The organism is Paenibacillus sp. CAA11, from assembly GCF_003060825.1.
GTDB lineage: Bacteria > Bacillota > Bacilli > Paenibacillales > Paenibacillaceae > Fontibacillus.
Window position 1 is genome coordinate 1610796 of the sequence record NZ_CP028922.1, and the last position, 13895, is coordinate 1624690.

Consider the following 13895-nt stretch of genomic DNA (forward strand, 5'->3'; position numbering starts at 1 on the left):
TAATTTATGCCTTAAAGTTAAGATATAAAAATGAACACAGGCACAGGGGTCAAAAACAAGGCTTCTGTGAGGATAGGAGTTGAACATTTAGGAAATGGATATTTTACGTGTAGACGCGCTGCATAAAGTGTATCCAGGGAAAGTACAGACACATGCCTTGAAGAACATTGAATTTACAATCGGAGAAGGCGAGTTTGTCGGGATTATGGGCCCCTCTGGCAGCGGAAAAACAACTTTGCTCAATATGGTATCTACGATTGATGCCCCCAGTTCAGGAAATGTGTGGATTGGCGGAGAGAACCCTTACACCTTGAAACGAAGAGAGCTTGCTAGATTTCGGCGGAGAAAGCTTGGGTTTGTCTTTCAGGATTTCAACCTGCTGGATACACTTACACTGGCTGAGAACATCATCCTGCCGCTTACTTTGGACAAGATCCCTTATAAAGAAATGCAGCTCCGTTTAAAGACCATTGCGGAGAGGTTGGATATCACACAAATTCTAAATAAACGAACTTATGAAGTATCCGGCGGTCAGAAGCAGCGCGCCGCCATTGCCCGGGCAATGATTCATTCCCCTGCTCTGCTGCTGGCGGATGAACCGACAGGGGCGCTTGATTCTGCCTCCTCGCGAAATGTTATGGAGATGCTGGAGTCCCTGAATAAATCGCAGGGAACCACCATGATGCTGGTCAGTCACGACCCGCTTGCGGCAAGCTATTGTGATCGTGTGCTGTTCATTCGTGACGGGAGCTTGTATAACGAAATTTACAAGGGGGAGAGCCGGCAGGAATTCTTCCAGAAGATTCTTGAGATGCTGTCCTTTTTAGGAGGGAATGCCCATGAGCTTTCTTCAATTCGCGTCTAATAATGTTAGGCGCAACAGCCGGGCCTATTTCGCCTACTTTCTCAGCAGCGCATTTATGGTCATGATCTTCTTTACTTATGCGATGTTCTTCTTCCATCCTGACATCGGCCAGACTGGGACGGGGGGGATTGCGCGACAGGGGATGCAGATCGCGGAAGTGATTCTGTATGTATTTTCTTTCCTGTTCGTACTGTATTCTACAGGTTCCTTCCTGAAAGCAAGAAGCAAGGAATTCGGCATACTGACCTTGCTTGGGGCTGAGAATCGGCAAATGAACCTTCTGATTTTTTTGGAAAATTTGCTGATAGGCCTGCTGTCTATCGGAGCCGGCATAGTCTCTGGGCTGCTGCTAAGCAAGCTGTTTCTGCTGCTCGCCAGCAAGACGGTAGTGACAGAGCAGCTGGGCTTTTATTTTCCAGCCAAGGCGATTCTGCTCACGATTGCAGCTTTTGTGCTGCTGTTTATCGTCATTTCAATGGCGACGGTCATGATGATTCGCCGCCGCCGCATCCTGGAGATGATTAAAGGGGCTAGCAAGCCGAAGGAAGAACCGAAGACTTCTTGGATCTTATCTCTGCTGGGTCTTGTCCTGCTCGTTGTGTCCTGTTTGATTCTAAGTCAGGACGAACTCACTTTCAAGATGTTGTGCATTACTGCTGTCACGGGGATTCTAGGCACCTATTTCTTTTTTACCCAGCTGAGTGTAATGGTTATCCGATGCCTTAAGCGAAGCCGCAGGTTTCTATGGCAGGGGCCAAGACTGCTCTGGATTTCTGAGATGGCATACAAGCTGAAAGATAATGCCCGTGTGCTCTTTATGGTGACGGTCGTGATTTCCATTGCGTGCATGAGCACTGCGTTTGTGCTGTCGATCGAGCAGCAGAGTCGCAGAGACTTCGAATCAATGACTTTTCAAATTGAGTTTAATTCCTATGAGCCTGCGACTGCGGACGCCAATGTTGCGAAATTTGAAGATCAGCTGCGTAAGGAAGGTTTGGCATACGAAAAATGGGAGTCGAAGCGCATGTATCATTTTATAAGGGGGAGCTCAGGTGAAGATTATGAGTACGTAATCCCTGTGTCCAGCTACAATAAGGCCGCTTCCATTCTGGGAGGCCCTCAAATTGAACGCATCCAATCAGATGAAGCTATCCGGATTGTTCCACCGAATAAGGAAGCTCCGACTGAAGAAATGGCAGATTTGGACTTAGGACCTGGTGAGAAGAACGTTCGGATTACAAAAAACAGAGTTTTTAACTTGCCAGGTTCCACACTTTATCTGGTTGTGGCCGATGACGTTTTTTCTAAGATTTTGAATGAACGTCCCCAGATTGATATTATGCAGTACTATAAAGTACCGCAGTGGGATCATAATGGTCTGGTTACAGAAGATAGCTCTGAATACAAGATCTCCAAACGCCTTGAGGATCATGCGGGGAGTATGAGTGACGCTTATGCCAGAACTCGTGCCGTCAATTATATTGATCTGAAAAATATGACAGGGATCTTCAGCTTTGTCGGGGTATTCATCGCAGCCTTATTTTCCCTTTCATCTGCTAGCTTCCTGTACTTCAAGCTGTTTGTTGAACTCGACAATGACCGGGCCGTCTATCGCTCCTTATCCAAGGTGGGGCTTGATACCAGGGAAATGAAGCGTTCCTCCGCCATTCAGATTGGAGTCCTGTTTCTTCTGCCTGTTCTTGTGGCGGCAGCACAGACGGCAATCGTTATGAACGGGATTAAGGATCAGTTTGACTTTCATGAGGTATGGACTCCAATATTCACGGCTGCGGGAGCCTTTCTGTTGGCGCAGGTGATATATTTCCTAATTATTCGATCGCGCTATGTTCGTCAGCTGAAGAAGGTTATGGTTTAAAATTCAAATGCTGTTTTAAATACTTTAAGCAAAAGGGCGCCAGCAAACTGCTGGCGTCCTTTTCACGATTTTTGTGGAAGCGTCCCCTGTGTTATCATAGAGACAGAATAGGTAGATAAGCCGAAGGACGAGGTGCCCTTAATGGATAAATTGATATTAATTGATGGAAACAGCATTATTTATCGTGCATTCTTCGCGATGCCTCCGCTGACGAACTCCAGCGGACAGCATACGAATGCCGTATACGGGTTTGCCAACATGCTGCTCCGTCTGCTCCAGGAGGAGAAGCCTAGCCATCTTCTGGTGGCTTTTGATGCAGGCAAACAAACCTTTAGGCATGAAGGTTATAAAGAGTACAAAGGGGGACGTGAGAAGACGCCGCCGGAGCTGTCTGAACAGTTCCCTTTGCTGCGGGAGCTGCTGGACAGCTTCGGTATTTCCCACTATGAGCTCGAAGGTTATGAAGCCGACGATATTATCGGCGCGGTGAGCAAGCGGGCCGACGAGGAAGGCCGGCAAGTCCTGGTCGTTACAGGCGATAAGGACATGCTCCAGCTAGTATCGGACAATGTGAAGGTGGCACTTACCCGCAAAGGGGTCACAGAAGTAGAGCCCTATGGCTTTCCCGAGATCGAGGAGCGGTATGGACTGAAGCCTGAGCAAATTACTGATCTTAAGGGCCTGATGGGGGATACCTCAGATAATATTCCAGGGGTTCCCGGCATTGGCGAGAAGACGGCGCTTAAGCTGCTGCATCAATTCGGCAGTGTTGAAGAAGTGCTCGCAAGAACGGATGAGCTGAAGGGGAAGATGAAGGAGAATCTCATCAACCATGCTGAGGATGCCCGGATGAGTAAACGGCTGGCTACCATTGACCGTGATATGCCCGTAGAGCGGAGCTGGGATGAGATGGTGTTCGGGGGGCTGGAGGAAGAGAAGGCGGCGCCGATGCTGCGCAAGCTGGAATTCAAATCCCTGCTGGAGCGCCTGTCTTTTGCAGCGTCCAGTCTTAGCGATTCTGAAGGAGGGGCGGCTTCTCAACAGGAGGAGGAGCTGCAGGTTATTTACTGCACGGAAGAAGACCTGGACGAGCTAGGCAAGGCGCTTCCTTCTATCCAAACTGTGCATGTTGAGACTCATGGCGATAACCCGCATCAGGCCGACGTGCTGGGAATCGCGTTTGCGGCCGAGGAGAAGTATTATTATGTTCCGTTCGAGCTGCTTAAGAGTGAGGGAGCGGGCAAAATAACTGAGTGGCTTGGCGACAGCTCGGCTCCTAAGCAGGGGCACGACCTGCACCGTGCTGACCTGGCTCTGCACTGGCAGGGGATCGCCTTTGCCGGAGCATCCTTTGATATCAGCCTGGCTGCTTATTTGCTTGATCCCACCGGAGGGGAACAGGCGCTTAGCGATTTAGCTGCCAAATATGGTTTGCCATCGGTCCCTTCGGATGAATCCATATATGGCAAAGGCGCGAAGTATAAGGTTCCCGATCAGGAGACACTCGGCCTGCATTTGGCTCGGAAAGCAGCGGCGGCCAGCCGTCTTGAGCCGAAGCAGCGTGAAGAGCTGGAGAAGAACGGAATGAGCGGATTGTTCTTTGACCTGGAGATGCCGCTATCCCGCATTCTAGCGGATATGGAGAAGCAGGGGGTCTCGGTCAACCGCAATGATTTACAGGAACTTGGCACGGAGTTTCAGGCCCAGATCGATAAATTAGTTGCCCGTATCTACGAGCTGGCAGGGACAGAATTCAATCTGAATTCTCCCAAGCAGCTTGGTGAGATCCTGTTCGACAAGCTGCAGCTGCCTGTCATCAAGAAGACGAAGACGGGTTATTCCACGGACGCGGATGTTCTGGATAAGCTTGCTCCTTATCATGAAATTGTGCAGTTTATTCTGGATTACCGCCAGCTCGCCAAGTTGCAGTCAACTTATGTGGAAGGGCTGCTTAAAGAAATACGCCCTGAGACGGGGAAGGTTCACACTTTCTTCCGGCAGACAATTACAGCAACGGGCCGCTTAAGCAGTCAGTATCCGAACTTGCAGAACATTCCTATCCGTCTTGAGGAAGGGAGAAAGATCCGTAAGGTCTTTGTGCCTTCGGAGGAAGGCTGGCATATGCTGGCTGCCGATTACTCTCAGATTGAACTGCGGGTGCTAGCGCATATTTCAAATGACGAGCGGCTGAAAGAAGCTTTCCTACACAATATGGATATTCATACCAAGACGGCCAGCGATGTGTTCGGGGTAGCTCCGGAAGCGGTAGATTCCAATATGCGGAGATCTGCCAAGGCCGTTAACTTCGGTATTGTGTACGGGATTAGTGATTATGGGCTTTCGCAGAACTTGAACATTACCCGGAAGGAAGCCGCCAAATTTATCGACCAATATTTTGATGTGTTCCAAGGTGTACGCCGTTATATGGATGAGATTGTGAGGGAAGCCAAGCGGGACGGGTATGTGAAGACCCTGCTTGAGCGTAGACGTTATCTCCCTGAAATTAATGCCTCCAACTTTAATATCCGTTCCTTTGCCGAGCGGACGGCGATGAACACGCCGATTCAAGGGACTGCGGCAGATATTATTAAGCTAGCCATGGTTCGCATGGACGAATCGCTGAGAAAGCACAATCTGCGCAGCCGTATGCTGCTCCAGGTACATGACGAACTGGTGTTTGAAGTTCCGCCAGAGGAGCTGGAGATGATGACGAAGCTGGTGCCGGAAACTATGGAGAAGGCGATCGAGTTGTCCGTGCCTCTTAAGGCAGAGGTCAGCAGCGGTCTGAACTGGTATGAGGCGAAATAATCCTCATACCTGTTCACTTTTCCGGTATAATGTAAGATGAGGTGAAGACAAGCAATGCCAGAATTACCAGAAGTGGAAACTGTCAGAAGAACGCTTAGTCAACTAGTGACGGGCAAGCAAATCGAGAATGTAACCGTGTCACTGCCAAGAATTGTGCAGCGACCGGATGATATAGAGCAGTTCCGACTGGAGCTGATCGGGCATACTATCACGAGTGTTGGCAGAAGAGGTAAATTTTTAAGGATTATCATGGACGGGCTCGTTCTTGTCTCCCATCTTCGGATGGAAGGGAGATATGGGCTTTATGGGAAGAATGAGCCGGTGGAGAAGCATACCCACGTCATTTTTCATTTTACGGACGGAACGGAGCTCCGCTACCGGGATGTAAGGCAGTTTGGCACTATGCATTTGTTTTACCCCGGTGAGGAATTTAACTCGAAGCCTTTGGTTAAGCTGGGACTTGAACCATTGGATGAGTCGTTCACTCTGGAGAATTTCACGGGTGTCTTGGCGTCAAGATCAACGAAGATTAAGGTTGCTCTGCTCAACCAGGAATATATCGTAGGGCTTGGCAATATCTATGTAGACGAAGCTCTGTTTCGCGCCGGAATTCATCCAGAACGCCCGGCGGCTTCTTTGTCGGCAGAGGAATTTAGAAGGCTCTACAATAGTGTCGTAACTACATTATCTGAGGCTGTTGAAGCAGGCGGTTCTTCCATTAAATCTTATGTGAACGGTCAAGGTGAAATGGGGATGTTCCAGCATCAGCTGCAGATTTACGGAAGAAAGGGCGAGGCCTGTGTTTCGTGCGGCGGACCTATCGAGAAGATGGTTGTGGGAGGAAGAGGTACCCATTATTGTCCAAGCTGTCAGCCGATTACGAAAGTAGCCGCGAGCACAGACAAAGCAAGCCCCGGTAAATAGTGTCAGAGGACTGTAAATGAAGTAGAAGTAATTCATATTGAGGTGACCCTATGAATATCGGGCTTACGGGCGGAATAGCTACAGGAAAGAGCACTGTATCCCGAATGCTTGTCAGGCTTGGAGCAAAGCTGATTGATGCCGACCTTATCGCAAGAGAAGTGATGCAGCCCGGACATTCGGTGCTTGCTGCGGTCGCTGAACGGTTTGGCCAAGCTATGCTGCTGCCTGACGGTTCTCTGAACCGTAAGAAGCTTGGGGAGCATGTATTTACCTACCCGGAGGAACGTAAAGCACTTGATGCTATTACGCATCCGGCAATCCGGAGAGAAATTAAGAAGCGTATGGAAGCTTATGAAGCGGAAGACATGCATGGCTTGGTAGTTGCAGACGTTCCTTTGCTGTATGAGTCGGGCCAGGAGTCTATGTATGAGCAAGTTATGGTTGTATATGTGCCAAGAGAACTCCAATTACGCAGATTGATGGAGCGTGATCGGTTGGATTTATTGCAGGCTGAAGCGAGGCTTGCTGCCCAAATGGATATAGAAATGAAGCGGGAGAGAGCGGATATCATCATTGACAACAGCAGAGGATTAGAAGATACTGAGGCACAGGTAAGAGCTTATTGGCAGAGCAGGGTCTGCTCATGAAGTGGCTTCGCAAGAAACGCGTTCTGCTGGTGCTCTTCCTTGGGTTTACTCTGCTCGTATTTCTTAATACCCAATGGTTAACCCTGTTCTATCCTATTTATTATAAAGAAGAAATTCGATACCATGCTGGAAAGAACCATATTGATCCTTTTGTTGTGGCGGCCATCATTCAGGTGGAATCTAAATATAAGCCCGATAAAGAATCAAGGAAAGGCGCCTTGGGCTTGATGCAGATTATGCCTGACACAGCTAAATGGGTGATGGATAAGAAGAAGCTTAAGGGGATAACCTTTGAGTCGATCAGCCATGAGCCCAATATGAATATTGAAATCGGTACATGGTATCTCAATTATCTCTCTGAGCAGTTTGACGGGAATATGTTTGCGGTGATCGCGGCCTATAATGCAGGTCCGGCTAACGTAAAAAGCTGGCTGAAGAACGGAAGATGGGATGGAAGCCTTGAGACCTCCAAGAATATTCCTTTTGGGGAGACAAGACACTACGTACAGCGAGTCGCTCATTATTACAAACAATACACACAGATATACAAGGCATTCTAATCTATATAGCAAAAAAACCGAGGGAGACGCTGAAAGTCTCTGCCTCGGCTTGGTACTGGGTAGGAACTAGTGCTTTAATTCCAACCTTATTTAAATTGACCTGCCAGTGTTTGCTCAGCCAGTGTGACCAAACGTTTTGTGATGGTACCCCCGATCGAACCGTTCTCATAAGAGGTCAGGTCGCCTGCGTATCCATCTTGAGGGAAGTTAATGCCAAGTTCTTGAGCAACCTCGTACTTCAATTGTTCCAGGGCTCCGGAAGCTTGTCTTACCACCAGATTGTTGGAATTACCATTTGAGTTTTGGGCCATTGCTGTTCACCTCCTTGCGGTTGGTAACTGTATTATGTGCCGTATTCTCGAATCTAATCATGAATTATAGAATTTTTAAATGGTATTGTTACCCATACCATTAGCTATCCATTTTGAAGAAAGGAAGTGCCTGCTGTTGAAGTGTCCGTACTGTGATTATTTAGGGACGAAAGTGCTTGACTCAAGACCAGCCAATGACAACCGTTCAATTCGCCGCAGAAGAGAATGTGAGAAGTGCAACCGGCGGTTCACCACCTTCGAGATGGTAGAGGAAACCCCACTCATTGTTGTAAAAAAGGACGGAAGCCGTGAAGAGTTCAGCCGGGAAAAAATGCTCAGGGGATTAATTCGAGCTTGTGAGAAGCGGCCAGTATCTGTAGAACAGCTGGAGACAATCGTCTCCGCTGTAGAGCGTTCGCTTCGCCATACGGCCATAGCTGAGGTGGAGAGCCGTCAAATCGGCGAGCTTGTCATGGAGCAGCTGTACCCTGTAGATGAAGTAGCCTACGTCAGGTTTGCATCGGTATATCGTCAATTCAAAGATATCAATATGTTTATGAAGGAACTGAAAGGGCTCCTATCCAAGGATACGGATTCTCTGGATTAGTCAACAGTCTCCAGCGGCATTAAGGGTTGACAACAAATTATAGGGCGTTTTTTTGCAACTTTAAGCTAATTTTCAGGTTCAAATAAGGTAGCTTTAAGGTGCGGCCGTTATATTGTAGATATCCCTCTTATTGATATAGGCTGAAGGGTTCCGTTGGGTGGGGCCTCCGGAACCCCAATCAGCCACGAGTAATACCTTTAACTACATATTAATAATATCAGCAGACGCTCATGGAATGAGCGTCTTTTTTAATTGTCTGCATAAATGATGGCAGGCCTGGGGAAAGTATACCTAGCTACAGAAATAGAGAGGAAGGGAGGAAGTCATCATGAAAAAATACGTGGCAAGTTTATTGTCTGCAGGCCTCGTTTCCGCACTCCTGCTTATGCCAGTATCTGCGGAGAGCAGTAAGGTTGCAGATCAACGCGGAGACAATCGAACAGGCAACTATACCACCAATGCAGTTAATGACGACAATGATTTTGATTGGGGCTGGCTGGGTCTGCTTGGATTGATTGGCCTTGCTGGTCTTCGCAGTAAAGACCGCGAGCGTTCTTAAGAGGAATTTGAACCCAGCACTGTAGCTATAGAGAGGCTTGAAATGAAAGGAGCCTTTTGCACGAGGACTGCTTAGAGTCAAGGTCAGTTGGCTCAGGCAGTCTTTTTATATTTTTTTATAAAAAATGCTTGCTTTATTTATCGAATCGGGATATAATCTTAATTACGGTAAATAAGTCTTTTTCAGAAGATTGAAGAAGATAACTTACTTGCGGTCGTGGCGGAATTGGCAGACGCGCACGGTTCAGGTCCGTGTGGGCTAACCCCCGTGGAGGTTCGAGTCCTCTCGACCGCATCGATTAAAACAAATGAGCTCTTGGATTTTCTTACATAGAAATCCAAGAGCTTTTTTTATACTTGGAAATTTGCAAGGTGAGTCATAAAGAGGCCACATGTATTACTTATTAGTTGATTATGTGAGCAATACAAGTCAGGTTGACTGATAAGGACACGAGCATAGCGCCCGGACGCTATACTCGGCTTAGGACTCGTTGTCGAACACGGTGAAGTCGTCTTCTCTGAGATGTACATAATGGAATAGTACAGGCTGGGAAGAAACCGGGCGTTTAGGATTCGCGTCCGGTTTCTTTTCGATGGGAACTATGTCTGTTTCCGCTGCGGATCATATTGTTTTTAAGTGGTCCTCGAGTTTTGCTGACGGCTGTATCTGGCTGAATGATAGGAGCGGTACCCCCTTCTACTTAAGTGTTACTGATTAACGGCACTGTTATAACTTTTCTTGATTTTAAACAAGTTATGTAAATTCTATCTAATTATACACATTATCCAATTTTACAGATTTAAACAAATTACATTGAATGCAAGAGATACTAGAAGTAATATAAAGAAATATATTACAGTTATTTCCGGTGGTGATGTGTAGTGAATTCGAATCTGAAGCAATTGTTCATTTATTGCAAGCCATATAAAAGACTTTATTCGTTAATATTATGTTTGAATATTTGCATAGGAATCCTTGAACTGACAGTTCCCTATATTCTAATAAAGCTTATTCATACGGTTAGTGGCGATGCTGCTGCTGGGGACAAAGGTAGTACCTTTTCCCGAATTCTATTTTATTCCATCTTTTATTTGTTAATCAGCTGCATGGGTTTTATATCACGATACAAAAATCAGCAATGCAAGAATAAGTTTGGACTGAAAATCTGTCAGACTATGAGATCAGACGTTTATGAAACTGTGTTAGGTAAAGGGCTGGACAAAGCAAAAGACAAACGTGCTGGAGATGTCGTTACTACCCTGACCCAGAACATTCATACTGTAGAGCGGTTTTTACAGACTGATTTTCATGAATTTACATATCAAGGCTTCCGTTTTCTTGGTGCGGTCATATTTATAGGTATCATGAACTGGAAATTGCTTTTGGTTTCTCTTACCATTCTTCCTTTATCCGTATGGCTCACTCGGATTACGATGAGGTCCATTTCGGAAATTTCGCAAAGTTTGGCTGACAAAAATGCAGTTCTTACATCAAGTCTTATCGAAAGCTACAATGGAATAAAAACGATAAAATCATATCTCTTGAATCCCTTGTTAGTGAGGTCATTTGCTGAGGAAACCCGTTGCGTAAAAGTGGAAGAATTAAAGTTGGAGAAAAGACTTTCACTACTAATTCCAGTCAATATATTTTTAAATGCTTTTCCATATGCGGCCTGTGTTTTGTACGGAGGATATTTAACTCTTCAACACCAGCTTGATATAGGGGAACTTCTCGCTATGGTCAGTCTAATGAATTTGATAGTTAGACCCATTTCCACGATGCCAGATATAGTTGCGCATTTAAAGAAATGTGAAGGGATTCTGGCACGTGTTTTTGAGCTTATTCCACCAGCGGGTCAACAGTTTATCGCCGTAACAGATGAAACTGCTCAACAAGATTCATTGATTTCTATGGAAATAAAAGGGCTTTCCTTCAATTTAGAAGGTCAAACCATTTTGAAGGATGTGTCATTATCAATTGATAGGCCTCAGCTCATAGCTCTTACAGGTAAAAGTGGAAGTGGTAAAACCACACTTGTAAAACTGATTTGTGGCTTTTATCAATTTCCGGAAGGAACGATTGAAATATTTGGACAGGATAACCGTAGTATTCCTCAGAATATGTTGATGCAAAACATCTCTTATGTTTCTCAGGAAAGTTTTATATTTACAACATCTCTCTACGAAAATATCCGCTATGGACAGTTGGATGCATCTAGGGAAGAAGTGTTGCATGCAGCCAAAATAGCACAAGTAGATCAATTCGCAGTTAAACTGCCCAACCAGTATGAAACAATGGTTAGTAATCAAACTCTTTCGGGAGGGCAGAGGCAGCGTGTTGCGATCGCTCGTGCATTTTTGAAAAAGGCAAAGATTCTTATTCTAGATGAACCTACTTCGGCACTGGATACAGTGACTGAGCAGAAAATCATAGAGGCTCTTGAAAGTCTTAAGCGTGAAAAAATAATTATTCTTATATCTCACCAAGTTTCTACGCTCCTAGCTGCTGATATGATTTTGTATCTAGAGCATGGGAACCTTCACCCCTTGGAAAGTTATAAAGAGTTACAGCAGAAGGATTTACATAGTCTGACTCATGAAAAAAAAGAGGAGGTGAAGCGTAATGCAACTTTCATCTAATCTACAAGTATTACTGGAAATGAAACGAAGAATGAAGCGTAATTTTGTGCCATATTTGTTTTATTTGCTTTTTGAAAACGCATTGGGTGTAGGCTTAAATGTGATTTTAGCTTTTGTCTATATGAATTTGTTCAGTGCTGTGATCGGTCAGGATGGGGAGGTATTGCTTCGCGCGACTCTATTATTCCTGATAAGTTTAGTGGTCACCTGCATTTTTTATCCTTTGTTCCGATATTCCGAAATTTATTATGTTAAGAAAACGATAGAAGACAGTAGAAATGATGCATATGAACATATACTGAAACTTCCAATACCGTGCTTTGACAAGCTGAATAAAGGAGAACTTGTATCCCGGATGTTGCATGATTTGCAACAGATGGAAGAAATTTATTTAACCCATATTGGAACAATTGTATCTATTATTTTCTATGGAGCTGGTTCTGTTGTTAGCTTATTTATCCTTGACTGGAGATATGCAATCGCTATTGTAGCTTTGGGTACGGCGTCGACTTTTTTTAATTCCAAATGGGGGAATAAAATCCAAGTTCTGAGTCAAAAAGTTCAACAAAGCAAAGCGGTGATGACGCAAACCGTTGTGGAAGGGATTTATGGCATGGAAACAGTAAAACTGTTCCAATTAAGAGACCTATTTAGAGACAATTTGGCTAGTGAGAATATGGTGTACAATGTGGACTCAACTCATTTAGTTCGTAGAAAAGCACTCCTTGAAGGATGTAACTTTTTACTGGCTTCATTAAGTACATTCATTATATATATGATAGGTGTATTGCTGGTTTTTCTGAAGATGGCTCAATTACCCACACTAATTGCTGTTAACCAGTTGGAGCATGGCGTGTCTTCTGGGTTTTCTGGTATTGGAAGAGGCATAAACCAACTTCAGGATTCTTTGTCAGGAGCCAAAAGGTTTTTGGAGATTTTTCAATATAAACAAGAAGATATGAGGTTAAAGTTAAATGAAGTTTCTCAATTCCAGGAGAATCCGCTTCTTGTTATTGAAAGAGGGTCTTTTGGATATGACTCCAGTAATGAGTTGGATTCGCTCTGTTTCGATGAATTGTCATTTACCCTTCGTAAAGGAGAATTCGCTTGTCTGGTAGGTGAAAGCGGAAGCGGGAAAAGCACGATATTGGATGTTATTCTCTGCTTCAGGGAATTGAATCATGGAAAAATTCAAATCAATATTGGAGAGAAACAAATCTCTTTACTGCGGTTGAGAGAGTTAATAGCTTATGTTCCCCAGACCCCATTTATATGTTCTGGGACTATTGAGGAGAACATCAGAATGGGAAATGAGCAAGCCTCCCTTTCGGAAATTTTACAAGCAGCTAAAGAGGCTGATTTTTATGAATTTATCTGTTCTTTGCCGGATGGGCTTAAAACGGTTATTGAGGAAAACGGAGCTAATTTATCCGGAGGACAAAAACAAAAACTTGCCTTAGCAAGAGCATTTGTCAAAAATGCGCCTTTCATTTTACTGGATGAAGCAACATCAGCTTTGGACAGTGAATCAGAAGCTTTAATTATAAGCACATTAAAGAAAAAAGCTCATGAGCATCAGAACAGTATTTTAATGGTTAGCCATCGGATGACCCCCATTACGAACGCAGACAAAGTACTGTATTTAAAAGGTGGGAACTTAGCCGCAGTCGGTTGCCATGAGGAGCTTATTTTAAACAACTCGTCATATAAAGCTTTCATTTCCAAAACAGACATATATGAATAGACCTCATAATTATTTGAGTCAAGGATGTAGAAGTAAAGAGAACATATTCGATATTCGACACCTCATTCTGAAATTATGAAGTAGGTTAGAGATGCAATTAGCGATGTAATCCTTTGCTGGTCGTAATCCTTCAGTTATATTCGATAACGTCCTTAACCGTCAGTATACTGCAGATGCGTCGAGAAAGAAGTTGGTCACCGATATTACTTGCATTCGCAGGCGAGAGAGTCATCTGCCTTGATGGCATTCATGAAATTGAACATGCTGCCGTTCGATTTGTAGGGCTGTTCAATTCCAAAGCACCAGGTCACTGCCCTGTGGGTCGAAATCCACCAGCAGGACCTTTTTTCTTTTC

Annotated in this window: 11 protein-coding genes and 1 tRNA gene; 11 read left to right on the forward strand and 1 reads right to left on the reverse strand. The window is 45.0% G+C overall.

Features of this window, described 5'->3' with window-relative positions; translation table 11 throughout:
- Positions 1-94 precede the first annotated feature (94 nt).
- The 6 genes from DCC85_RS07540 (at position 95) to DCC85_RS07565 (ending at position 7680) form a co-directional block, all read left to right on the forward strand.
- Positions 95-865 carry an ABC transporter ATP-binding protein gene (locus DCC85_RS07540; RefSeq protein ID WP_108465024.1) on the forward strand — a complete coding sequence of 257 codons (771 nt, stop codon included), beginning with the start codon at positions 95-97 and terminating at the stop codon, positions 863-865.
- On the forward strand, positions 840-2741 hold the full coding sequence (locus DCC85_RS07545) for an ABC transporter permease (RefSeq protein WP_159081811.1): 1902 nt from the start codon (positions 840-842) through the stop codon (positions 2739-2741). Before DCC85_RS07540 ends, DCC85_RS07545 begins: the two co-directional genes overlap by 26 nt.
- Positions 2742-2882: 141 nt before the next feature.
- Complete coding sequence (polA, locus tag DCC85_RS07550; RefSeq protein ID WP_108465026.1) at positions 2883-5549, forward strand: DNA polymerase I; 2667 nt, start codon at positions 2883-2885, stop codon at positions 5547-5549.
- 54 nt (positions 5550-5603) lie between these two features.
- Positions 5604-6473: a DNA-formamidopyrimidine glycosylase gene (gene mutM, locus DCC85_RS07555; protein ID WP_108465027.1), complete on the forward strand. Its 870-nt coding sequence runs from the start codon at positions 5604-5606 to the stop codon at positions 6471-6473.
- A gap of 50 nt (positions 6474-6523) precedes the next feature.
- On the forward strand, positions 6524-7120 hold the full coding sequence (gene coaE, locus DCC85_RS07560) for a dephospho-CoA kinase (RefSeq protein WP_108465028.1): 597 nt from the start codon (positions 6524-6526) through the stop codon (positions 7118-7120).
- Entirely contained in the window at positions 7117-7680 is a 564-nt protein-coding gene (locus DCC85_RS07565; protein ID WP_108465029.1) for a lytic transglycosylase domain-containing protein, read from the forward strand. Before coaE ends, DCC85_RS07565 begins: the two co-directional genes overlap by 4 nt.
- Positions 7681-7766: 86 nt before the next feature.
- Here DCC85_RS07565 and DCC85_RS07570 read toward each other — a convergent pair whose 3' ends face one another.
- On the reverse strand, positions 7767-7991 hold the full coding sequence (locus tag DCC85_RS07570) for an alpha/beta-type small acid-soluble spore protein (protein ID WP_108465030.1): 225 nt from the start codon (positions 7989-7991) through the stop codon (positions 7767-7769).
- Between the two features lie 136 nt (positions 7992-8127).
- Here DCC85_RS07570 and nrdR point away from each other — a divergent pair, with 136 nt between their 5' ends.
- From nrdR to DCC85_RS07595, 5 genes are all read left to right on the forward strand, one after another.
- Entirely contained in the window at positions 8128-8598 is a 471-nt protein-coding gene (nrdR, locus tag DCC85_RS07575; protein WP_108465031.1) for a transcriptional regulator NrdR, read from the forward strand.
- A gap of 328 nt (positions 8599-8926) precedes the next feature.
- Positions 8927-9157 carry a WGxxGxxG family protein gene (locus DCC85_RS07580; protein ID WP_108465032.1) on the forward strand — a complete coding sequence of 77 codons (231 nt, stop codon included), beginning with the start codon at positions 8927-8929 and terminating at the stop codon, positions 9155-9157.
- Positions 9158-9367: 210 nt separating this feature from the next.
- Positions 9368-9451 (forward strand) — tRNA-Leu (locus DCC85_RS07585).
- 587 nt (positions 9452-10038) lie between these two features.
- Positions 10039-11796: an ABC transporter ATP-binding protein gene (locus DCC85_RS07590; RefSeq protein ID WP_108465033.1), complete on the forward strand. Its 1758-nt coding sequence runs from the start codon at positions 10039-10041 to the stop codon at positions 11794-11796.
- Entirely contained in the window at positions 11780-13540 is a 1761-nt protein-coding gene (locus DCC85_RS07595; protein WP_108465034.1) for an ABC transporter ATP-binding protein, read from the forward strand. The genes DCC85_RS07590 and DCC85_RS07595 overlap by 17 nt, the downstream gene beginning before the upstream one ends.
- The last annotated feature ends 355 nt before the right edge of the window (positions 13541-13895 follow it).

Coding starts and splice junctions, on each gene's coding strand:
- DCC85_RS07540 (WP_108465024.1), top strand. CDS start 95: ATGGATATTTTACGTGTAGACGCGCTGCATAAAGTGTATCCAGGGAAA.
- DCC85_RS07570 (WP_108465030.1), bottom strand. CDS start 7,991: ATGGCCCAAAACTCAAATGGTAATTCCAACAATCTGGTGGTAAGACAA.
- polA (WP_108465026.1), top strand. CDS start 2,883: ATGGATAAATTGATATTAATTGATGGAAACAGCATTATTTATCGTGCA.
- mutM (WP_108465027.1), top strand. CDS start 5,604: ATGCCAGAATTACCAGAAGTGGAAACTGTCAGAAGAACGCTTAGTCAA.
- DCC85_RS07580 (WP_108465032.1), top strand. CDS start 8,927: ATGAAAAAATACGTGGCAAGTTTATTGTCTGCAGGCCTCGTTTCCGCA.
- coaE (WP_108465028.1), top strand. CDS start 6,524: ATGAATATCGGGCTTACGGGCGGAATAGCTACAGGAAAGAGCACTGTA.
- DCC85_RS07545 (WP_159081811.1), top strand. CDS start 840: ATGAGCTTTCTTCAATTCGCGTCTAATAATGTTAGGCGCAACAGCCGG.
- DCC85_RS07565 (WP_108465029.1), top strand. CDS start 7,117: ATGAAGTGGCTTCGCAAGAAACGCGTTCTGCTGGTGCTCTTCCTTGGG.
- DCC85_RS07595 (WP_108465034.1), top strand. CDS start 11,780: ATGCAACTTTCATCTAATCTACAAGTATTACTGGAAATGAAACGAAGA.